Below are 22138 nucleotides of genomic sequence, written 5' to 3' on the forward strand. Positions count from 1 at the left end.
CGCACCGTACTACGCAACTGCGCGATCGATCAGGACGCCTTCGGCTGAACCTTCGACTCGATCGTGATCTTGCCGCTGATGATGTCGGCCTTGATCGTGTCCAGCTCGGACTTCACGTCCGCCGGGACCTTGCTGTCGAAGTCGTGGAACGGCGCGATCGCCGTACCACCGTTCTGCAGGGTGCCGGTGAACTGGGTGTTGTCGAACTTGTTGTCGACGACCGAGATCACCGCGTCCTTCACGGCGACGTCCATGCCCTTCTCGACGCTGCTCATCAGCACCGAGCAGTACTCCTCGGCGCTGATGCAGCCGTCGGTGTCGACCCAGATCGCGTTGACCTTGCCGTTGCTGGCCTTCGCCGCCTGCAGACCGCCCAGACCCGACGGGCCGGCGACCGGGAACAGGACGTCCGCGCCCTGGGTGATCAGGTTCTGCGCGTTGTTCTGGCCCTTGGCCTTGTCCTCGAAGTCGCCGGTGAACAGACCCTTCTGCTTCTGGTCGTCCCAGCCGAGCACCTGGACGTTCTTGCCCTTCTGCGTGTTGTAGTACCGCACGCCCTGGGCGAAGCCGTCCATGAAGATCGTCACGGTCGGGATCTGCAGACCGCCGAACGTGCCGACCTTGCCGGACTTCGTCATCGCGGCGGCCAGGTAGCCGGCCTGGAAGCTGGACTGCGCGGTGTTGAACAGCAGCGGCTTCAGGTTGGCGATGGGCGCCTTCGGTGCGGAGTCGACGATCGCGAACTTGATGTTCGGGTTCGCCTTGGCGGCCGCCTCGGTGGCGTCCTCGAGCTTGAACCCGACGGCGACGATGACGTTGCACTTGGCGCTGACCATCGCGGTCATGTTGGTCGTGTAGTCGTTGTCAGACTTCGACTCGGCCTTGACCTCGGTCAGGCCCTTCTCCTTCACGGCGTCCTGCAGGCCCTTGTACGAGGTCTGGTTGAACGACTTGTCGTCGAAACCCCCCGAGTCGGAGACCATGCAGGCCTTGAAGTCCTTGTTGGCGCTGCCGCCAGAGCTGCTGTCGGTCGGCTTGCTGCCACACGCGGCAACGGCGAGCGTCAGCACGCCCACGATCGCCGTTCCCCGCACGTACTTCTTCACCGGACGTCTCCTTCGTCGACCAGATACCTTTGCCCGGCACGCCTTCCCCCACGTGCCGCATCCGCAGACTATAGGGCGCGCTCCGTCATTCTTTGAACGTCGCGCTGGCCTCGATACCGGAAAGTGACCGGCATTCTCGTCACATTTCGACAACTTCTCCGGTATGGTCACCGGCTGCGCCACCCGCGTCACGGTGCGCACGCTCCGTGGCGGCTCTCACGGTGCGTGGTCGTCCCGGTGGGTTTCTTCGACCGGATCTGGTGCACAATCGCGGGATGAGTCATCAGTTGCTGGTCGCGGACGTGCTCGCGCGGGTCGAGGCGGTGCGCGAGGAGATGGTCGACGTACGCCGGGATCTGCACACCCACCCCGAGCTCGGGTGGCACGAGGTCCGGACGACCGAGCTCCTCGAGAAGCGGCTGGTCGAAGCCGGGCTGTCCCCGCGTGTGCTGCCGACCGGGACCGGCCTGATCTGCGACATCGGCGCCGGCGACTCGTGTGTCGCGCTGCGGTCGGACATCGACGCGCTGCCGGTTTCCGACGGCGTGGACACGCCGTGGCGCTCGACGATCGATGGGGTGGCTCACGCGTGCGGTCACGACGTACACACGGCTGCTCTGTTGGGGGCAACGCTGGTCCTGGCCGGAATGGCGCGCGACGGGCAGTTGGACCGGCGGGTGCGGGTGATCTTCCAGCCTGCGGAGGAAGTGATGCCGGGCGGAGCTCTCGGCGTCATCGCAGCCGGCGGACTCGACGGGGTCCGCCGTATTTATGGGCTGCACTGCGACCCGCGGCTGCAGGTTGGTCAGGTCGGCCTGCGAGTGGGCGCGCTGACCGCAGCTGCCGACCGGATCCTGGTGCGGCTGACCGGGCCGGGCGGTCACACGTCGCGGCCGCATCTGACCGCGGACCTCGTCTACGCGATCGCGACGCTGGTGTCCGAGCTCCCCGCCGCGCTCTCCCGCCGGGTCGATCCGCGCGCCGGCATGTCGCTCGTCTGGGGCCGCATCACGTCGGGCTCGGCCGCCAACGCGATCCCGTCGCGCGGCGAGGCCGAGGGAACGCTGCGCTGTCTCGACGCCAATGCCTGGCGGTTGGCCGAGGAGCTGATCCCTTCGCTGGCCGAGCAGATCGTCCGCCCGTACGGCGTGGAGGTCGACACGGAGGTCACCCACGGCGTACCACCGGTCATCAACGACGCGTCCGCGATCGGGATCATCCAGAACGCTGTACACCAGACGCTCGGCTCGAGCGCGATCGCACCCACGGACCAGAGCCTCGGCGGCGAGGACTTCGGTTGGTACCTCGAACACGTCCCCGGCGCCATGGCCCGCCTGGGCGTCCGCCACCCCTCCGCGGAAACGGCCGCCGACCTCCACACCCCGGGCTTCTCCCCCTCGGAAGAGGCCATCACCCTGGGCACCACAGTCCTGACCTCAGTCGCGTTGCTGGACTGACGTCGGGCGCTGAAAAGCACATGTGTGCTCCCGGTGGGTGGTGTTGGATCGGCGCATGACGAGTTATCCGCTTCTTGAGGTGCGGGTCAGTACGCCGACGTTGGAGTTGCGGGGCGCGACCGACGACCTGCTGGACGAGTTGGCGGAGGTGGTGCGCGCCGGGAAGACGCATGCGGACCCGCCGCCGTACGACGACCCGATCTCGCTCTACGAGCCGGATCCCGACCAGCGGGTGGCCAAATGGATGCGGGCGATCTGGCGTGGCCGCGGCAGGGTCGAGACCGACGCCTGGCGGCTGTACTTCGTGGTTGTCGTGGACGGGCGTCCCGTCGGCATGCAGGACCTCATCGGCGTGAACTTCGCCACCCTCGGCACGGTCACGAGCTTCTCGTGGCTGTCGACCGATGAACGCGGCCGTGGTCTCGGACACGAGATGCGCGCCGCGATCCTGCACCTCGCGTTCGAGGGCCTCGGCGCGAAGGAGGCGAGCAGCGACGCGTTCGTCGACAACCACGGCTCGAACGCGATCTCACGAGCCCTCGGCTACCAGCCCAACGGCTCGGACTGGGCCACCCGCCTGGGGGAACCCGGCCTCCTGAACCGCTGGCGCCTGACCCGCGACAACTGGGAGAAGCATCGCCGGGACGACATTCAGCTCCACAACATCGAGGCGTGCCGGACCTACCTCCCCTTGTCGTGACGCGACCGGGCCTGCTCAGAAGGTGTCTGCGGGGACGTAGACGCCCCAGACGTCCCGGAGGGTGTTGCAGACTTCGCCGACGGTGGCTCGGGCCTTCAGCGCGTCCTTCATCGGGTAGAGGCAGTTGTCGTTGCCTTGGGCAGCTTTCTTCAGGGCGGCCAGGGCTTCGTCGACGGCTGCCTGATCGCGGGTGGCGCGCAGCTCGGCCAGGCGGGCGGTCTGCTGGGCCTCGATGGTCGGGTCGACGCGGAGAGGCTCGTACGGCTCCTCCTCGGCGATCTTGAACTTGTTCATGCCGACGACCACCCGTTCGGCCGAGTCGATCTCCTGGGCGATCTGGTACGCCGAGCGTTCGATCTCCTGCTTCTGGAAGCCCTTCTCGATCGCGGCGACGGCGCCGCCGTACTCCTCGACCTGGTCCATCAGCTCCACCGCGGCGGCTTCGACCTCGTCCGTGAGCGACTCAACGACGTACGAGCCGGCGAACGGGTCGACGGTCGCGGTGATGTCGGTTTCGTACGCGAGGACCTGCTGCGTGCGCAGCGCGAGGCGGGCCGCCTTCTCGGTCGGCAGCGCGATCGCTTCGTCGTACGAGTTGGTGTGCAGCGACTGCGTCCCACCCAGGACGGCGGCCAGGCCCTGGATCGCGACGCGGACGAGGTTGACCTCGGGCTGCTGCGCCGTCAGCTGGACGCCTGCCGTCTGGGTGTGGAACCGCAGCATCAAGGACTTGGGGTTCTTGGCGCCGAACGTGTCCCGCATCACCCGCGACCAGATCCGCCGCGCCGCACGGAACTTCGCGACCTCCTCCAACAGCGTCGTCCGGGCGACGAAGAAGAACGAGAGCCGCGGCGCGAACTCGTCCACGTCCAGCCCGGACGCGACCGCGGCGCGGACGTACTCGATCCCGTTCGCCAAGGTGAACGCGATCTCCTGCGCGGGCGTCGCCCCGGCCTCGGCCATGTGATAGCCGGAGATCGAGATCGTGTTCCAGCGCGGCAGCTCCGTCTGGCAGTACGCGAAGATGTCGCTGATCAGCCGCAGCGATTCCTTCGGCGGGTAGATGTAGGTCCCGCGGGCGATGTACTCCTTCAGTACGTCGTTCTGGATCGTGCCGGTGAGCTTGTCGGCGGACACGCCCTGCTCCTCGGCCACCAACTGGTACAGCAGGAGCAGCACCGAGCCCGGCGCGTTGATCGTCATCGACGTCGAGACCTGGTCCAGCGGGATCTTGTCGAACAGCACCCGCATGTCGTCGATCGAGTCGATCGCCACCCCGACCTTGCCGACCTCGCCATGCGCGATCGTCGCGTCGGAGTCGTAGCCCATCTGCGTCGGCAGGTCGAACGCGACCGACAGGCCCATCGTCCCGTGGTCGATCAGCTGGTGGTACCGCTGGTTCGACTCCGCCGCGGTGCCGAAGCCGGCGTACTGCCGCATCGTCCAGGGCCGCTGCGTGTACATCGTCGGGTAGACGCCGCGGGTGTACGGGAACTGGCCCGGCTCCCCCAGCTTCACCGCCGGGTCGAACCCGTCCAGCGGTTCGTACACCGGCGCGAACTCGAACCCCGACTCGCTGCGATGACTCATCCCCCCACCGTAGGCCGAACCACCACCGCACTGGTATGTACGATCAGGGTGAGATCGAGCACGCGCGGTGACGACGCCCACCCGTCGACAGGGCATCGACGCCGTGTCACGAGAGCGTCGCCCAGGGTTCATACGCGGTGAGGAACCTTCGGAGTGTGCGAATCGTGATGGTGGCCGAGACCTTCCTGCCGCAGATCAATGGCGTGGCGAACACGGCTCGCCACGTCGCCGACCGGCTGCGTGCCCGCGGGCACGCGCTGCTGATCATTGCTCCCGGCCCGGGTCTGGACGCGTACGGCGACGTACCGGTGATCCGCGCCCGCAGCTTCCGGACGCCCGGCTACAAGGAATACCCGGTCGGTCTGCCGGATCCGTCGATCGAGCGGGCGATGGCCGACTTCAAGCCGGACCTCGTGCACCTCGCCTCACCGTTCATCATCGGCGCCTACGGTCTGCGCGCGGCCCGCAAGCTCGGGCTGCCGACCGTCGCGATCTTCCAGACCGACATCGCCGGCTTCGCCCGCCAGTACCCCTGGTATGCCGCCGCCGACCGCGGCATCTGGCGCTGGGTCCGGCGGACGCACTCCCGCGCCGACCGCACGCTGGCGCCCTCGACCGCCTCTGTCGACGCGCTGGTGCAAGGCGGCGTACCGCGGGTGCATCTGTGGGGCCGCGGCGTGAACCTCGACCTGTTCGACCCCAAGCACCGCGACGACCAGTGGCGCCGGCAGATCTCCCCGGACGGCAAGCCGATCGTCGGGTACGTCGGCCGGCTGGCCGCGGAGAAGAAGGTACGCCGGCTTGCCGAGCTGACCGACCTGGATTGCCGGCTCGTGATCGTCGGCGACGGGCCGGACCGTGCCGCGCTGGAGAATGCGTTGCCGACGGCAACCTTCCTCGGGATGCGCCGCGGCGCCGACCTGGCCTCGATCTTCGCCGGGCTGGACGTGTTCGTCCACACCGGTGAGCACGAGACGTTCTGCCAGACGATCCAGGAGGCGCAGGCCTCCGGCGTCGCCACCGTCGGGCCGGCCGCGGGCGGACCGCTCGACCTGATCCACCCGGGCGAGAACGGCCTGCTGTTCGAGCCGGGCAAGGCCGGCTCGCTGCGCGACCAGGTGAAGATCATGCTCGACCACCCGCAGGCCCGCGGCCGGATGGCCGCCGCCGGACTGGCCCGCGTCCAGTCCAGGACCTGGCCCGCTGTCGTCGACGATCTGGTCGACCGGCACTACGCCGAGGTCCTGCGGGAAGCAGCGGCGATCCGGCGGGTCGCGTGACGGGGCTGCGGATCGCCCAGCTGGCGAACTTCGTCGGGCCGACGTCCGGTGGCATGCGGACCGCGATCGAGCAGATCGGCCGGGGGTACGTCGAGGCGGGCGCCGAGCGGATCGTGATCACGCCGGGCGAGCGCGACGAGGTGGCCGAGACCGAGTCCGGCACGGTCGTCCGGGTGAAGGCGCCGAAGGTGAGCGGCGGATACCGCCTCATCACCAACCCGTGGAACGTGATCGACGTACTGAAGAAGTTCGGGCCGACCACGGTCGAGATCTCGGACAAGTCGACGCTGCTCCCGGTCGCGCGCTGGGCCCGCCGTAACGACATCGGCACGATCCTGTTCAGCCACGAGCGCCTCGACGCGATGCTCGCGCTGGGTTCAGCCCGTCCCGGCCAGCTCGGCGGCCACGACGTACTGCGCCCGGGACGGATGCTCGGCGAAGTCAGCCAGCGTACGAGCCGCTGGACAGGCGAGAGTGTCCAGCGCCGGGCCGAGGGTGTGAAAGCCAGCCAGCTCCACGTGGTCGCGACCGTCGCCGCGCTCTACCGGATCCTCAGCCGCACGTACGACGCGGTCGTGGTCACGTCCCGCTACGCCGCCGCGGAGTTCGACGAGGTGACGACGCCGCTGGTCCGGATCCCGCTCGGGGTCGACCTGGAGACCTTCCACCCATCACGGGCCGAGCCGGTCGACGACGGCGTACTCAAGCTGGTCCACGCCGGCCGACTGTCCCGCGAGAAGAGCCCGCATCTCGCGGTCGCCACCGCGGTCGAACTGCACCGCCGCGGCGTGAAGCTGCAGATGGACGTGTACGGCACCGGACCACACCTCGACGAGCTGATCGAGATCGCGGGCGCCGCGCCGATCACGTTCCACGGGTACGTCGACGGCCGCCAGACCCTCGCCAAGCACCTCGCCGAGGCCGACATCGCCCTGTCCGTCTGCCCCGGCGAGACCTTCGGCCTGGCCGTCCTGGAGGCCCTCGCCGCCGGCACCCCCGTCGTCACCGCGAACACCGGCGGCGCCCGCGAACTAGTCGACGAAACCTGCGGCCGCTGGGAGGCAGCCAACCCCTCCGCCCTGGCCGACGCCGTCCTGGCACTGACGAACGTCCCCGGCCGCCGCGCAGCCGCCCGCCGCCGCGCCGAACGCTACGAATGGCAGACCTGCGTCAACCGCATGCTCACCCTCCACCACCGCGTCGCCCACTCCCGCCTCGCCGCCTAGAAGACAATCCAGAAGCCCGCGCTGCGACGCGAGCGCGCCGACGGCCACACCAGGATTCCTGCCTCCCGTCGGCCTGCCTCATCCACAACCTCGCCGAGTCGTGGTGAATGGTTCCGACCCCGTCCGCCGAGTCGTGGACAGTGGTTCAGAAAATCTGCCCTGAGCCACGACTCGACGTTCGGGGTCGGTGCCGGTTGCCACGACTCGGCGAGCGGGCGGGGTTAGCTGTCGGGTCGATCACCTACGCGGGCCACCACTCCAGAACTCGTTTCTCATGCCTTCCTTGAAGGCTTTCACCGCAGGCTCACCTGAGACTTCTGAATAATCCCCGCTTCCTTGACCTTCTTTTGTCACTTCGTTGAAGGCCTCATGTCAGGTCAGGTGGTCGTAGTCGCCTCGGGTCCAGGCGGCGTGGCGGTCGGCGGAGCGGCGTACGACGGTTTTGGCGTCGGTGGGGATCGAGGCGCCGAAGTTGTTGTAGAGACGGTCGTACTCGTACGGGTCGAGGGAGCGGGCGACCCGGTCGACGACCGCGCCGGACAGTGGGATGCGGTTCGGGTAGCTGCGCATGAAGCTCACCGACGTGCGGTCGGGGTTCGCGAAGATCGTGTCGCCGGACAGGATCACACCCTTGCCCTCGGCACCGTTCTGCCAGTGCACGACCGCGCTGCCCGGGAAATGACCGCCTGGTTGGAGAACGGTCACTCCGGGTAGCGGCTTCAGCTCGCCCGACCAGGTCCGGATGACCGGGTCCTGGCGGGCGACCCACTCATTGTCGGCCTCCGAGACGTACACCGGCACGTCGCCGAGGCGATGGCTCCACTCGACCTGGACGCCGTACATGTGCGGGTGGCTGGCGATGATCGCGACCACCTCGCCCAGCGCCCGCACCCGCCGTACGGCGTCGTCGTCGAGGTATCCGATCGGGTCCCAGAGCAGGTTGCCCTCGCCGGTGACGACCAGCATCGACTGCTGCCCGATACCGATCGGCGGCTTCGAGCGAACGCCGTAGAGGTTGGGCTCGACCTCTTCGATCGTCACCTCGGTCCCGGCCAGCTCCTCGAGCGTGGTCCAGTGCTGACCGTCGGCGGGCACCCACTGGCGTTCGTCGGCGCAGATCGCACACACGTCGACCTGCTCGGAATGCTCGACCGCACAGGTCGCACAGATCCAGAAACTCACTGTAGTTCTCCCCTTCGGTTCATGTGCCGTCAGCCAACGTGTTCAAGCTCAGTTGAAGTCAAGCTACGACGCGACCGAGATCACATCCACCGCGATCGATGTCACAGCTGTCAGGACATTTCACCGCGGCAGGCGGGTCTAGCATCGAGACGATTCGGCATTCTCGACGAGGAGGATCTGGTGCCCAGCAAACCAGCCGGCACGCTGTACCGCGGCCGGGAGGGCATGTGGTCATGGGTCGCGCACCGCATCACCGGGGTCGGGATCTTCTTCTTCCTGCTGGTGCACGTGCTGGACACCGCGCTGGTACGGGTCTCGCCGCACGCGTACAACGAGGTCATCGGCACCTACAAGAACCCGGTCGTCGGCCTGCTCGAGGTCGGGCTGGTGGCTGCGATCCTGTTCCACGCCTTCAACGGCATCCGGCTGATCCTGATCGACTTCTGGGCCAAGGGCCCGCGCTACCAGCGGCAGCTGATGATCGGCGTCGGAGTGATCTGGGTCGTGCTGTTCGTCCCGTTCGTCATCCGTCATCTGACCCACGTGTTCGGAGGCTGAGATGAGCGAGATCGCTGCTCCCCGGTCCAGTTCCCGCGCGCGAAGCCTGAAGGGCGGCGGCCGGAACCGCTCGGGCCAGACCAACTTCGAGCTGTACAGCTGGCTGTTCATGCGGCTGTCCGGGCTCGCGCTCGTCATCCTCGTGCTCGGGCACCTGTTCGTGAACCTGATGCTCGGCGGCGGCATCACCGCGCTGGACTTCGGCTTCGTGGCCGGCAAGTGGGCCAACCCGCTCTGGCAGGTCTGGGACCTGCTGATGCTGTGGCTGGCGATGCTGCACGGCTCGAACGGGCTGCGCACGATCATCAACGACTACGCCGAGAAGGACCAGACCCGGTTCTGGCTCAAGGCGCTGCTGATCACGGCGGCGCTCGTGATCGTCGTCCTCGGCACCCTGGTGATCTTCACCTTCGACCCCTGCCTCGACCCCAACTCCACGTTGTCGGTCTGCAAATAAAAGGAAGTTCATGCAGCAGCACCAGTACGACGTCATCATCGTCGGCGCGGGCGGCGCGGGAATGCGGGCCGCTCTCGAGTCGAGCAAGCGGACCCGTACCGCCGTACTCACCAAGCTCTACCCGACCCGGTCGCACACCGGCGCGGCCCAGGGCGGCATGTGCGCCGCGCTGGCCAACGTCGAGGAGGACAACTGGGAGTGGCACACCTTCGACACGGTCAAAGGCGGTGACTTCCTGGTCGACCAGGACGCGGCCGAGGTGATGTGCCGCGAGGCCGTCGACGCGGTACTTGACCTGGAGAAGATGGGATTACCGTTCAACAGGACAGCCGAGGGCAAGATCGACCAGCGGTTCTTCGGCGGCCACACCCGCAACCACGGTGAGGCCGTCGTACGGCGTTCGTGCTTCGCGGCGGACCGTACCGGTCACATGATCCTGCAGACGCTCTACCAGCAGTGCATCAAGCAGAACGTCGAATTCTTCAACGAGTACTACGTTCTCGACCTGCTGATGACCGACGGCAAGGCCAGCGGTGTGGTCGCGTACGAGCTGGCCACCGGCGAGCTGCACGTGTTCTCGGCCAAGTCCGTGATCTTCGCGTCCGGCGGTTTCGGCAAGGTCTTCCGGACGACGTCGAACGCGCACACGCTCACCGGCGACGGCATGGGCATCGTGTGGCGCAAGGGCCTGCCGCTGGAGGACATGGAGTTCTTCCAGTTCCACCCGACCGGCTTGGCGGGGCTCGGCGTACTGCTGTCGGAGGCGGCCCGCGGTGAGGGCGGCATCCTGCGGAACAAGGACAACGAACGCTTCATGGAGCGGTACGCGCCGACCGTGAAGGACCTGGCGCCGCGGGACATGGTCGCCCGCGCGATGGCCAACGAGGTGCGCGAGGGCCGCGGCTGCGGTCCGGACGGCGCGTACGTGATGCTCGACCTGACCCACCTGGAGCCCGCGCACATCGACGCGAAGCTCCCGGACATCACCGAGTTCGCCCGCACCTATCTGGGCGTGGAGCCGTACACCGAGCAGATCCCGGTGTTCCCGACCGCGCACTACGCGATGGGCGGCATCCCGACCAACATCAAGGGCGAGGCGCTGGCCAACAACGACGACGTGATCCCGGGCCTGTACGCCGCCGGCGAGGTCGCGTGCGTCTCGGTGCACGGCGCCAACCGCCTGGGCACGAACTCGCTGCTCGACATCAACGTGTTCGGCCGGCGCGCCGGGATCGCGGCCGCGGAGTACGCCGAGACGGCCACCTTCGAGGAGCTCCCGGAGAACCCCGAGGCGTACGTCGTGGAGCTGGTCGAGGGCCTGCGCAACTCGACCGGTGAGGAGCGGATCGCGGCGATCCGGTCGGACCTGCAGGCGACGATGGACCTGAACGCGCAGGTGTACCGGACCGAGGGCTCGTTGAAGCAGGCGCTGGTCGACATCGAGGCGCTCAAGCTCCGGTTCGCGAACGTCGCGGTCCAGGACAAGGGCAAGCGGTTCAACACCGACCTGCTCGAGGCGGTCGAGCTCGGCTTCCTGATCGATCTGGCCGAGGTGCTGGTGGTGTCGGCGCTGGAGCGCAAGGAGTCCCGCGGCGGGCACTTCCGCGAGGACTACGCCACCCGCGACGACGTCAATTTCATGCGGCACACGATGGCGTACCGCGAGGTCGATGCCGACGGCAACGAGACGATCCGGCTCGACTACAAACCGGTCGTCCAGACCCGTTACAAGCCGATGGAGCGCAAGTACTGATGGACGTCAAGGTCAAGATCCTGCGGTACAACCCCGAGGTCGTCGACGAGGCCGAGTGGAAGACGTACTCCGTCACCCTGCAGCCGACCGACCGGGTGCTGGACGCGCTGCACAAGATCAAGTGGGAACAGGACGGCACGCTGACCTTCCGCCGGTCCTGCGCGCACGGCGTCTGCGGCTCGGACGCGATGCGGATCAACGGCCGGAACCGGCTGGCCTGCAAGACGCTGATCAAGGACCTGAACCCGGACAAGGAGATCACCGTCGAGCCGATCAAGGGCCTGACGGTGCTCAAGGACCTGGTCGTCGACATGGACCCGTTCTTCGAGGCGTACCGCGCGGTGATGCCGTTCCTGGTCACCAGCGGTCATGAGCCGACGCGGGAGCGGATCCAGTCGCAGGCCGACCGCGACCGCTTCGACGACACCACCAAGTGCATCCTGTGCGCCGCCTGTACGACGTCCTGCCCGGTGTTCTGGTCCGACGGGCAGTACTTCGGCCCGCAGGCGATCGTCGGCGCGCACCGGTTCATCTTCGACAGCCGTGACGAGGGCACCGAGCAGCGGCTGGAGATCCTGAACGACAAGGAAGGCGTCTGGCGCTGCCGGACCACCTTCAACTGCACCGACGCCTGCCCGCGCGGTATCGAGGTCACCAAGGCGATCCAGGAAGTGAAGCGAGCACTCATCTTCCGCCGGGTGTGATGGCGGCGCGGGATCGAGGGGCACGCCTTCACTGCGCCTGGCGTCGCCTAAACTTCATCCCGGCCAATTCGTGCCACGCAGCCTCTGCCCTCGCGAGGACAGAGGCTGCTCGTCAGCCCGGGGGGTGAGTGTGCAGCAGCGCGTCCGTGAGTTCCTCGACCGCTATTACCCCCGGCTGGTGGAGCTGTTGGAGCGCTGCGGCATCCCGCGGAGCAAGCCGCCGCTGCTCGTGCTCGGCGTACTGGCCGCCCTGGCGTCCGTCGTCATGACGACGGTGCTCTGGGTCTCGCACCGCGTCGACGCCGACTCGGGGCCGGTGGCCATCGAGCCCGCGTCCGCCGGGCGGCCCGGGACCACCGTGGTGAACGCCGAGCGGGCGCAGGTGCTGTCGATGACGATGGTGACGCGGAACCGCTGGGCGGCCGGCTGGTCCGACTGCACCAGCGGCCCGAACTGCCGGTACGCCGCCGTACTCGATCGCGACGGCGCCCGAGCGACCTCGCCGGAGTGGCCGGTCCCGTACGCGACGCTGGCGTCGGGCGACGAGGCGATCGCGGTCGCCCCGCCGCGCGAGGGCACGCTCACCGGCGACACCACGATGATGTTCCAGATGACGTACGACGGCCCGGTGCTGACCCGGCTGCGGTACCGGCTGTCCACGTCGACGTTCGGGCCCGGCGAGATCCTGACCGACCAAGTCGTGCCGGGCCGGATCGTGGTGGTGAACCCCAAGGAGTCGTCGGTCCGGATGCTCGACACCCGCGGAAGCCGGTCGCCGGTCTGCGACACGACCGGGCGGTGCTGGGTGCTGAGCGGGATCGGGCGGACCGACATCCTGTGGACCGACGACGGCGGGAAGTCCTGGCAGTCGCAGGCGCTGGACAACCACAACCAGCTCGGGAAGCTCGCGGTCAGCCCGGACGGCCGGACGGTGGTGACGACCTCGGTCATCGTCGGCGACACCGGGCAGGCGGTCGCGAAGATGCGCATCTCGAACGACCGCGGGGCGACCTGGACCCTCGTCCAGCACCCGCCGCAGAGCCTGAACACGCCGCCGCTCGCGTTCGACGACGGTACGGCGATGATGCTCGGCGGCCGGCCGAACGACCGGCCGCGGCTGTACCGGGTGCGGGACGGGGCGGCCGACCTGGACCGCGGCTACCCGGGTGATCTCGCCGATCTCGCCGGGGACCAGCACTTGATGTACGGCTTCGAGGTGCCGAAGCGGCGTACGACGGAGGTCGTCCTGAGCACCGACGAGGGCGCCACCTGGACGAAGTTCGCGCCCCGCTGACGCCCTGCGTGCCGGAGCTCAGTGGTGCATGGCTGCGCCCTTGAGCACCTTGTCGACCGCGTTCTTCGGCCCGTAGCAGGCCATCCCGACCAGGTCGAGGTCCGCGGTCGACACCGCCTTCACCGCCGCGCGATTGTCGCGGTCGTTGCCGGTAGCAAACAAGTCCTGGGTGAAGACGGCGTGCTCGATCTCGCGGCGCAGCGCGCGCTCGTGGGCCGTCGCCATGAACTCCTTGCTGCCCTCGAACACCAGCACCGGCTGCCGGAACATCGGCAGGTACATCGTCGCGTCCGCATCCTCGTACGGCTCGCCCACGACCTCCGGGTGCGTCGCCGCGATCCCGCTGACCAGGAACGCGGTCACGTTCAACCGCTGCCACACCGCCAGATCGTCGCGCAACAGTACGGCGATCTTCGTATCGAATCTGATCGGCTCATCCACAGCACCGATCCTCACCCGCGACCCCGGCGACGGTCTTGTACGTTTTAAGCCTGTCCGACCTTCGTCAGCAGCTTGTGCAACGTCGACCGCTCGGCCGCACTCAACGGGCTGAGCGACTCGGTGAGCACCGACTCGAGGATCTCGGCGCCGGCCTTGCGGATCCGCTCGCCCTCCGGGGTCACCGCGTGGCGTACGGCGCGACCGCGGCCGTCGACCCGCTCGATCAGCCCGCGGGCGATCATCCGGGTGGCCAGCGAGCCCATCGACTGATCGGTCTGGAACGTGAGCTGCGCCAGATCGTGCAACGACGCGTCCGGCGCCTCGTGCAACCGGCGGAGGACGTCCCACTGCGGCAGCGAGACGCCGAGCTCGGCCAGCCGCTTGCTCGCCTCGGTGTGATGACGCCACTGCAACCGCTTGACCGCGATCCCGATGTCCTGCACGGAAGGCTCCACGGCACTCACAATAGCAGGTTGTTTATATAAGCAACCTGATCTAAGGTTCCTTATATGCAGACCTTCGAGGAGCACGGCAGCGGCCGACCCGTCCTGTTACTTCACGGTGGTGGCGGTCCGCAGACCGTCACGCCCTTCGGCGTACGCCTGGCGGCCGAGCTGCCCGCCCACGTCGTCGTACCCACCCATCCCGGCTTCGGCGGGACCCCGCGCCCCGACGACCTCACCACGATCGCCGGCCTCTCCACGTCGTACGCCGACCTGCTCGACCGGCTCGATCTCGATGACGTGCTGGTGATCGGCAATTCGATCGGCGGCTGGATCGCGGCCGAGCTCGCCCTCCTCGACTCGCCCCGCGTCACCTCGCTGGTGATCGTCGACGGCGTCGGCCTGCAGGTCCCCGGGCATCCGGTCGCGGACTTCATCTCGCTGACGTTCCCCGAGCTGGCCGAGCTCAGTTACTACAACCCGGACGCGTTCCGCATCGACCCGACCCAGCTCCCACCCGCCGCCCAGGCGCAATTAGCCGGCAACAGAGCCGCCCTGGCCGTCTACGCCGCGACGATGGAAGACCCGACCCTGCAGACCCGGCTGGCCGCGATCACCGTCCCCACCACGGTCATCTGGGGCGACAGCGACCGCATCGCCGACGCCGTCTACGGTCGCGCGTACGCCGATGCCATCCCCGACGCCACCTTCGAACTCCTCGAAAACACCGGCCACCTCCCCCAGCTGGAAAGCCCCGACCTCCTCCTGAAGGTCCTCAGCAGTACGGCGGGTTCGAGGTGACGGCTGTGCAGACGCGCAGGAACAGGTTGAAGAGGCGGTAGAGCTGGAGCATGTCGCCTTCGACGGTCACCGTGCGGTCGTCCTGCCGGTCGACGCCGGGGATTGCCGCGAGGTGCAAGGCGACGGAGGCCGACTGCCAGCGGACCGTCAGGCGGTGTGGACCGCTCTCCGCGGGCGGGGTGGTCAGGTTGGCCAACGCATCGGTGGTGCTGGTCTCGATGGACTGGCGAGCCTCGGCGACCGGGACCAACTGGGCCGCGAACCGGTCCTTTGCGAACTTGACCGGGACGGTGGCGACCGTGGGGTCCCAGGACTTCGTTTCGTCGCAGGCAGCGTCGTCACCGGTCAGGAGGGCAACAGGTACGCCGTACGCCGCTGCCGCCGCGTGGAGGAGGCCGATCTCGCCAGTGGGACGGTCATCGAGCCAGATGTCCTCGATCTCGTGGCCCATGAAGCTGTGACTCAGTACGCCGAGCACACCGGCGCGGGCGTGGAAGCCGATACAGAGCACCGCGTCGTACTCGGCAGACAGGCCCTCGATCATCCCCATCGGCTTCGGCCGGCCCTTGATCAAGCGGGCGCGCGGGTCGAGGAGGTCGGGGAGGAGGTTGCGCATCGGGCCGTGGGCGTCGTTCACCAGTACGGCGGTCGCGCCGGCGGCGTACGCACCGCGGATGGCGGCGTTCACGTCCTCCGTCATCATCACCCGGCTGCGCTCGTAATCCCGCCCCGGCGGCTGGACGTCCTCCGCGTCGACCAGTCCGGTGATGCCTTCCATGTCCGCGCTCACGTATACCTTCACGCCCTGCAGCGTATGTTCTGAGTATGAGCAGCGGCGCCGAGGTCCGGGCGTGGCGGCCCGGACTGACCGGGGTCGTCGAGGTGTTGCACGCCCATTTCCCGTCGCACGCGTACCCGACGCACACCCACGACGCGTGGACCGTGCTGATCGTCGACGAGGGCGCGGTCCGGTACGACCTGGACCACCGCGAGCACGGTCTGGCCCAGGCGCAGGTCTCGCTGCTGCCACCGCACGTGCCGCACGACGGCCGGTCGGTCCTGCCCCAGGGGTTCCGGAAGCGGGTGCTGTACCTGGCGCCTGACCGGCTCGGCGGCGACCATCTGATCGGCGCGGCCGTCGATCAACCGGAGTACGTCGACCCGCTCCTCAGACACCGGATCCACCAGTTGCATCGAGTGCTCCGTGACGGGCAGGAGGATCTCGAGGCGCAGAGCCGGCTGACGTTGATCGAGGAGCGACTCTCGCAGCACCTACGTCGTGCCGTGGTCGCCCCATCGGATCGCTACGACTCCGGCGTGGCCGTGAAGCTGCGTGAACTGCTGGACTCGAAGGTGACCGACGGGATCACGCTGGAGGATGCGGCGAAGGTGGTGCATGCGCATCCAGCGCATCTTGTGCGGGCGTTCAGCCGCGAGTACGGCATGCCGCCGCACCGGTACCTCACCGGCCGGCGGGTCGATCTTGCCCGTCGGTACCTGCTCGACGGGCATCCGGCCGCCGAGGTGGCGACGCTGGCCGGGTTCTACGACCAGTCACACCTCAACCGGCACTTCCGGAAACTGCTCGGTGTCACACCGGCGAGCTTTGTGAGGCCTTAGACGCCTTGTACGCGCGCACACCCCAGGTGCCGAGCAGCGCGGCGATCAGCAGGTTCACGATGACCAGGATCGTGTGCGCCACGTAGTACCCGGTCGGGCGCCCCTCGGTGTCGATCAGCGCTTTGATGAAGCGCAGATAGGTGATGACGTTCCAGGCCGCGATGGCGAGCAGGACGAGAGCGTGTTTCCGTTCGAGCTTCACCTAGCCATTGTGACCAGGCCGGTCCACCATCCGGAGCAGCTGGGTCCGGTTGGCGACCCCGAAGCGCCGGTACAGGCGGGTCAGCTGGGACTCGACCGCCTTCACCGACAGGTACAGGGCCGCGGCGATCTCGCGGTTGGTGGAGCCGTCGCGGACCATCGAGACGATCTGCTGCTCGTTGTCGGTCAGCTCCGAGGGCTGCCGGCTCCGGCTCGGTACGTCGAGGCGCGCCAGCTCGGTCTCGGCCACCTCGCGCCAGGCCGGAGAGCCGTACGCCTCGAACTGCTCGATCGCATCCAGGAACGCGGTCCGAGCGACCGAACGGCGACGAGCCTGCCGGGCGACGCGGCCGCGGGTGAGTTCGCAGCGCGCTAGGTCGAGCGGGTAGACCCGGTCCCCCGCCGTACTGATCGTCTTCTCGAGCAGGTCGAGGGCCGCGGCCGGGTCGCCCTGCTTGGCGATCAGCAGCGCCTCCGACCGCGCCAGGCCGATCATGATCACTTCACGGTCGAGGTTCTCGGCGCGGGTCCGGATCTCGGCGATCAACGCGGCCGCGTCGTCCAGCCGGCCGGCCGCGACGAGGGCCTCTGCGTAGTCCGCGTGCCACGGGATCACCGCCGGGTCGTACGGCATCGCGGCCTCGCCCGACGCTGCGATCGCGTCGAAGGACTCGACCGCGCGCTGCGGGTCGCCGGTCAGCACGGCCATCAGCCCGATGCTCGCGAGCGCCGGCCCGGTCCACTCGTCGTTCCCGACCAGGCGGACGCCTTCGAGCGCCGCCTCGGCGAGCTGCCGGCCCATGGCCGCCGAACCGCCGACCCACTCGGCGCGACTGGCGATGACCATGCCGACCTCGGCCTCGTCACCGATGTCCTGCATGAGCTGGTAGCACTCGTGACCGGCGGCCAGTGCGTCGGCGCCGCGCCCGCTGCGCTCGTAGATCGCGGTCGCCGAGATCAGGACGGACGCGAGCCAGCGCATCGCGCCATGGTCGCGGACGTCGTCGACCAGCGCCGTGATCCGGGCGATCGCCTCGTCCATCCGCCCGCGGAACAGCTCCCGCATCGCGGCCATCTGGCGGGCGTTCACCACGGTCTTCGTGAGCGGCAGTCCTTTCGCCAGCTCGGCAGCCTGCTCGAGCACGGCGTCGGCGGATTCCTCGGCGTCACGCGCCATCAACACCGAGCTCGCTGCGCTCAACGCATCGACGATCGCCTCGGTGTCACCCGCCTCGCGCGCCAACGCTTCGGCGACGCGGGCGTCCTCCTGCGCGTCGTCCAGGCTGCGATCGAAGTAGTGGCTGTGACTACGCTCGATCCGCACCCGTGCCTCGAGCCGCTTGTCGCCCTTCGCGGCCGCGAACGCCTCCGCGAGCAGCTCGACCCGGCGATCGCGCTCCGGCCAGACCGCATCCGCGCTGAGCAGCAGCGCGGGCACCTTCGTCTCCGGCTTCGTCGCGGCCTGTACGGCGTACTGCGCCATGTCGGCCGACTCCGCAAGATGACCAGCGGCCGCGGCGTCATCGGCAGCCCGGGTCAGACGTCGGGCGCGGTCGTCGGGCCGCGTGATCGGCGTACGCTCGGCGCTCAATCGCCACAGGGTCGCAGCGGCGCCGGGCGCGCCGCGGCCGGCGGCGACGGTCGCGGCCTCTTCGATCGCGGCGGCCAGCTCCGGATCGGCCTCCTGGGTGGCGAGGGCGCGGTGCGTCGCGTTCTCGACCGGCTCGTCGACCACGGCCGCCAGCCGGGCATGGGCCTGTCGGCGGGCGGCCGATGTCGCCTCGGCGTACACGAACTCGCGGAGCAGCGGGTGGGTGAAGCGAAGGCGCTCGGCGGCGATGTCGATCAGCCCGAGGGACTCGGCCTCGGCCAGGTCGGCCTCGATCGGGCGATCGAGGGACCGGGCGAGCTGGGTCGTGGTCGGGCGCGGCGACGACGCGGCGTGCAGGAGCAGCTCGTGCGCGGCAGGCTCGAGCGTGGAGAGGCGGTCGCCGAGCAGCGTCTTGAGGCGGCTGGACACCGGGAGCGGGTCGTTCGGCGAGACGCTCTTCGGATGCCGCAGTACGGCGCGACCGAGCTCGAGGGCCATGAACGGATTACCCGCGCTCGCGGTGAAGATGCGGCGGGCGGTGCGGACCGGGAGCGGGTTCGAGAGGCGTTGACGAAGGAGCGCGAGAACGTCCGGCTCGGTCAGCGGCGGAACCTCGAGCTGCAGCACGGGCTCCGGGCACGCGTCGACCATCATCGGCAGATCGCCGTCGGCCACCTGCTCGGTGGCGAGCAGATGCACGCCCTCGGACAGCCGGCGGGCGCAGAACGTCAGCACCTCGAGGCTTGAGGGATCCACCCACTGGATGTCGTCGACGACCAGCAGCACCGGCCCGGTCGTGGCCAAGCGACGCAGTACATGCAGGACGGCGAGGCGTACGGCGAGCTCGTCGCGCACCGTGTCCGGGGCGCTCGCCTTCAGCAGCGCGACCTCGAGCGGCTGGCGGAGGTGATCCGGGAGCACGCCCCAGGCGAACTCGAGCTGGTTGGACAGCAGGTCGAGAAGCGTGACGTACGGGAGGCCGGCCTCGGAGTTGGACGGGGCCGCACTGAGAATCCGGCAGCCCTTCCGGCCGCGATCCGCGACGAGGGCCCGCCCGAGAGCGGACTTGCCGATACCGGTCGGGCCGTACAGCAGCACGCTTCCACTGGTCTCGAGCTGCTTGGTAGCGCGCTCAACCAGTCCAGCACGGCCGACCAGTTCGTCGTCAGTCATCTAGCTCCCCGAAGGCCGATCCCTGTCGAAGTGGCCCTCGTTGATTATCACAGGAAACGACCGTTCGACACGACAAGTGTCACAGGTGGAAATTCGATGGTCACCATCCTGTCACCGACTCTTGCCCAGATCCGAGCAGTCGCGACGGCACGATCGTGCCGGGGCACCGGATGGTCTGCGGTTGTAGACAAAGTTCAACCGCCTGCCGCGATCTTGCGCGGCAGGCGGTTGAACGCAGGACTAGATCGACTCGAGATCGCGTTCTATGGCGGCGAGTTCCGCCTCGCTGCCCTGGACCTTCGGACCGGTGAACCAGTGACGGGCGGACACGAACCAGTACGCCGCCGCAAAGCCGAGCACGACCAACACGGCGATCGGGGTGTAGTTGAAGGTGCTAGCGGTGACCGGGCTGACCTGGGGAAGCATGAACAGGATCGTGATGAAGGCGACCCACACGATCGCCACGATGCCGATCGGGCGGCTCCAGCGGCCGAGGTTCCAGGGGCCGGGCTGGAAACGGTCACCCTGGAGGAGTCTGAGCAGCGTCGGCAGGACGTAGGCGATATAGAGGCCGATCACCGCGATCGACGTGACGGCGGCGTACGCGGTCGCGTTCCACAGGTACGGCAGGCCGAGGATGAACGCACCGGCCGCGGCCAGCCAGATCGCGTTGGTGGGCGTCCGCGTGCGGTGGTTGATCTTGTGCCAGAACTTCGAGCCGGGCAGCGCGCCGTCCCGGGAGAACGCGTAGATCATCCGCGAGTTCGCCGTCACCGACGACATCCCGCAGAACAGCTGTGCCCCGATCACGACCAGCAAGAGGATCTTGCCGGTCACCGCGCCGACCGCGTCGATGAAGATCTGCGCGGGCGGTACGCCGGTCGAGCTGTGCAGCGCGCCGTCGTAGTTCTGGATCGCGAAGGTCAGGCCGATCAGCAGCACCCATCCAGCTGCCAACGACACCAGGATCGACATCACGATTCCACGGGGACCGGAGCGCGCCGCGTCGTGCGTCTCCTCGGTCATGTGCGCCGAAGCGTCGTACCCGGTGAAGGTGTACTGCGCCAGCAGCAGGCCGAGCAGTGCGACATAGAACGTCGAACCCCAGCCGGTGTTGTTCACGAAGTGGCCGAACACGAACGACGCCGACTGGTGCTTGTCCGGCACGAACACCAGCGCGCCGACGATCAACAGCACACCGACGATATGCCACCAGACGCTGATGTCGTTCAGCCGCGCGACCAGCTTCACGCCGAACGAGTTCAGCAGGCCGTGCAGCAGCAGGATCAGCCCGAACAGCAGGATCGTGTGCCCCGGCGTCGCACTGAACCCGAACTGCAGATCGAGGAACGCATTCAGGAAGAACGCCGCTCCGAAGTCGATGCCGGCCGTCACCGCGACCTGGCCGAGGAAGTTGAACCACCCGGTGAACCACGACCAGGCCGCACCGTTCGACGGCGCCAGCTTCGCGGACCAGTAGTACAGGCCGCCCGCGGTCGGGTAGCTCGAACACACCTCCGCCATGGCGAGGCCGACGAACAACGTCATCAGCCCGACGATCGGCCAGCCCCACACGATCATCACCGGGCCGCCGGTGTTCATCCCGAACCCGTACAACGTCAAGCAGCCGGACAGGATCGAGATGATCGTGAACGACACCGCGAAGTTCGAGAAACCGGACATCGTCCGGTTCAGCTCCTGTGCGTAACCCAGTTGGTGCAGGCGATCCTCGTCGTCAGTCATTGAGCCTCCTAGACCCAGCCAGACACAGCGCCTCAATGGTCTTCCCCCAGACCTTTACGCAATTGAGGCACCCGCCATCCCGAGTGTCAAGCAGTCAGGCGAGAAAGCCGTGCAGCAGGACCGCCGTACCCGAGAGGTGTTCCTGCATCGCCTGGCGGGCGGCGTCCGGGTGGCCGGCGAGGATCGCGGTGACGATCGCCTGGTGCTGTTCGTTGGAGTGCTGGATGTTGCGCTCGAGCAGGGGGATGGCGTCGAGGAGTTCGTTCAGGCGCATGCGGACGTCGGCCATGGCGGACGTCAACGACGGCGAGCCGGTCACCTCGGCGATCGCCAGGTGCAGGCGGGAGTCCAGGCGGCGGTAGTCGGCGAGCCGGGCGGCCGAGGTGTCGGCGAGGCAGCGTTCGAGATGGTCGCGTTCGGCTTCGCTCAACTCCCGGTTCGCGGCGGCTTCCGCGGCTCCGGTCTCCAGCACGAACCGCAGCGTGAGGGCGTCATCCAGGCCGTCGGCAAGGTCACGCGCGAGCCGTTTGGCCGGCGTACGACGGGGTTTGGGCAGCTGCTCGTTGACGAACGTGCCGCCGTACCGCCCTCGGCGGGACTCGACGTACCCGGCCTCGGTGAGTGCGTGGATCGCCTCCCGGAGCGTGACCCGGCTGACGTTCAGCCGGGCCGCGAGCTCGCGCTCCGGCGGCAACCGGTCGCCGGGCACGACGACACCGAGCTTGATTGCCTGTAGCAACCGCTCGACCGTCTCCTCGAACGGGTTCCCGGCCCGGACCGGCCGGAACACCGCCTCGTCTGCCTGAACGACCATGCCC

21 protein-coding genes are annotated in these 22138 nt (G+C 68.3%); 11 read left to right on the forward strand and 10 right to left on the reverse strand.

What is annotated here, in order from left to right; genetic code table 11:
- Window positions 1-29: 29 nt before the first annotated feature.
- A complete protein-coding gene (locus EV653_RS20385; RefSeq protein ID WP_134105319.1) occupies window positions 30-1106 on the reverse strand; it encodes a BMP family lipoprotein in 1077 nt (358 codons plus the stop codon).
- A gap of 275 nt (window positions 1107-1381) precedes the next feature.
- On the opposite strand from EV653_RS20385, the gene EV653_RS20390 reads away from it, so the two are divergent.
- Both EV653_RS20390 and EV653_RS20395 read left to right on the forward strand, forming a co-directional pair.
- On the forward strand, window positions 1382-2563 hold the full coding sequence (locus EV653_RS20390; RefSeq protein WP_134105320.1) for an amidohydrolase: 1182 nt from the start codon (window positions 1382-1384) through the stop codon (window positions 2561-2563).
- A gap of 55 nt (window positions 2564-2618) precedes the next feature.
- The gene (locus EV653_RS20395) at window positions 2619-3263 is read left to right on the forward strand and encodes a GNAT family N-acetyltransferase (RefSeq protein WP_134105321.1); all 645 of its coding nucleotides are present in this window, start codon (window positions 2619-2621) and stop codon (window positions 3261-3263) included.
- Between the two features lie 15 nt (window positions 3264-3278).
- Here the strand turns inward: EV653_RS20395 and EV653_RS20400 are convergent, their stop codons facing one another.
- A complete protein-coding gene (locus tag EV653_RS20400) occupies window positions 3279-4853 on the reverse strand; it encodes an acyl-CoA mutase large subunit family protein (protein WP_134105322.1) in 1575 nt (524 codons plus the stop codon).
- Between the two features lie 155 nt (window positions 4854-5008).
- Here EV653_RS20400 and EV653_RS20405 point away from each other — a divergent pair, with 155 nt between their 5' ends.
- Complete coding sequence (locus tag EV653_RS20405; RefSeq protein WP_202871757.1) at window positions 5009-6133, forward strand: glycosyltransferase family 4 protein; 1125 nt, start codon at window positions 5009-5011, stop codon at window positions 6131-6133.
- Complete coding sequence (locus tag EV653_RS20410; RefSeq protein WP_238159916.1) at window positions 6130-7359, forward strand: glycosyltransferase; 1230 nt, start codon at window positions 6130-6132, stop codon at window positions 7357-7359. Before EV653_RS20405 ends, EV653_RS20410 begins: the two co-directional genes overlap by 4 nt.
- A 372-nt stretch (window positions 7360-7731) precedes the next feature.
- Here EV653_RS20410 and EV653_RS20415 read toward each other — a convergent pair whose 3' ends face one another.
- Window positions 7732-8541, reverse strand: coding sequence for an MBL fold metallo-hydrolase (locus EV653_RS20415; RefSeq protein ID WP_134105323.1), 810 nt, complete (start codon window positions 8539-8541; stop codon window positions 7732-7734).
- Between the two features lie 180 nt (window positions 8542-8721).
- On the opposite strand from EV653_RS20415, the gene sdhC reads away from it, so the two are divergent.
- The 5 genes from sdhC to EV653_RS20440 all read left to right on the forward strand — a co-directional run bounded on the left by sdhC (window position 8722) and on the right by EV653_RS20440 (window position 13307).
- Complete coding sequence (sdhC, locus tag EV653_RS20420; RefSeq protein WP_134105324.1) at window positions 8722-9099, forward strand: succinate dehydrogenase, cytochrome b556 subunit; 378 nt, start codon at window positions 8722-8724, stop codon at window positions 9097-9099.
- Between the two features lies 1 nt (window position 9100).
- Window positions 9101-9556: a succinate dehydrogenase hydrophobic membrane anchor subunit gene (locus EV653_RS20425; protein WP_134105325.1), complete on the forward strand. Its 456-nt coding sequence runs from the start codon at window positions 9101-9103 to the stop codon at window positions 9554-9556.
- A gap of 10 nt (window positions 9557-9566) precedes the next feature.
- Window positions 9567-11309: a succinate dehydrogenase flavoprotein subunit gene (gene sdhA / locus EV653_RS20430; protein ID WP_134105326.1), complete on the forward strand. Its 1743-nt coding sequence runs from the start codon at window positions 9567-9569 to the stop codon at window positions 11307-11309.
- Window positions 11309-12013 (forward strand): succinate dehydrogenase iron-sulfur subunit, encoded by a 705-nt coding sequence (locus EV653_RS20435; RefSeq protein ID WP_134105327.1) that lies wholly within the window; start codon window positions 11309-11311, stop codon window positions 12011-12013. The genes sdhA and EV653_RS20435 overlap by 1 nt, the downstream gene beginning before the upstream one ends.
- 130 nt (window positions 12014-12143) lie before the next feature.
- Complete coding sequence (locus EV653_RS20440; RefSeq protein WP_134105328.1) at window positions 12144-13307, forward strand: WD40/YVTN/BNR-like repeat-containing protein; 1164 nt, start codon at window positions 12144-12146, stop codon at window positions 13305-13307.
- 18 nt (window positions 13308-13325) lie between these two features.
- On the opposite strand, the gene EV653_RS20445 is transcribed toward EV653_RS20440, so the two are convergent.
- Complete coding sequence (locus EV653_RS20445) at window positions 13326-13748, reverse strand: DUF2000 domain-containing protein (protein WP_238159917.1); 423 nt, start codon at window positions 13746-13748, stop codon at window positions 13326-13328.
- Window positions 13749-13792: 44 nt separating this feature from the next.
- Window positions 13793-14203 carry a MarR family winged helix-turn-helix transcriptional regulator gene (locus EV653_RS20450; RefSeq protein WP_134105329.1) on the reverse strand — a complete coding sequence of 137 codons (411 nt, stop codon included), beginning with the start codon at window positions 14201-14203 and terminating at the stop codon, window positions 13793-13795.
- A gap of 54 nt (window positions 14204-14257) precedes the next feature.
- Here EV653_RS20450 and EV653_RS20455 point away from each other — a divergent pair, with 54 nt between their 5' ends.
- Window positions 14258-14992, forward strand: a complete 735-nt coding sequence (locus tag EV653_RS20455; protein WP_134105330.1) for an alpha/beta fold hydrolase — start codon at window positions 14258-14260, stop codon at window positions 14990-14992.
- Here the strand turns inward: EV653_RS20455 and EV653_RS20460 are convergent.
- On the reverse strand, window positions 14967-15794 hold the full coding sequence (locus tag EV653_RS20460) for a M55 family metallopeptidase (RefSeq protein ID WP_134105331.1): 828 nt from the start codon (window positions 15792-15794) through the stop codon (window positions 14967-14969). The genes EV653_RS20455 and EV653_RS20460 overlap by 26 nt on opposite strands.
- Window positions 15795-15817: 23 nt before the next feature.
- Between EV653_RS20460 and EV653_RS20465 the strand changes: the two genes are divergently transcribed.
- A complete protein-coding gene (locus tag EV653_RS20465; RefSeq protein ID WP_134105332.1) occupies window positions 15818-16612 on the forward strand; it encodes a helix-turn-helix transcriptional regulator in 795 nt (264 codons plus the stop codon).
- On the opposite strand, the gene EV653_RS20470 is transcribed toward EV653_RS20465, so the two are convergent.
- The 4 genes from EV653_RS20470 to EV653_RS20485 form a co-directional block, all read right to left on the reverse strand.
- On the reverse strand, window positions 16584-16814 hold the full coding sequence (locus EV653_RS20470) for an SCO4848 family membrane protein (protein ID WP_134105333.1): 231 nt from the start codon (window positions 16812-16814) through the stop codon (window positions 16584-16586). The genes EV653_RS20465 and EV653_RS20470 overlap by 29 nt on opposite strands.
- Complete coding sequence (locus tag EV653_RS20475; RefSeq protein WP_134105334.1) at window positions 16815-19577, reverse strand: helix-turn-helix transcriptional regulator; 2763 nt, start codon at window positions 19575-19577, stop codon at window positions 16815-16817.
- A 240-nt stretch (window positions 19578-19817) separates the two neighbouring features.
- Complete coding sequence (locus EV653_RS20480; RefSeq protein ID WP_134105335.1) at window positions 19818-21320, reverse strand: amino acid permease; 1503 nt, start codon at window positions 21318-21320, stop codon at window positions 19818-19820.
- A 94-nt stretch (window positions 21321-21414) separates the two neighbouring features.
- Complete coding sequence (locus EV653_RS20485) at window positions 21415-22134, reverse strand: FadR/GntR family transcriptional regulator (protein ID WP_134105336.1); 720 nt, start codon at window positions 22132-22134, stop codon at window positions 21415-21417.
- Between the last annotated feature and the right edge of the window lie 4 nt (window positions 22135-22138).

This window comes from Kribbella pratensis (assembly GCF_004365355.1).
Classification (GTDB): domain Bacteria; phylum Actinomycetota; class Actinomycetes; order Propionibacteriales; family Kribbellaceae; genus Kribbella.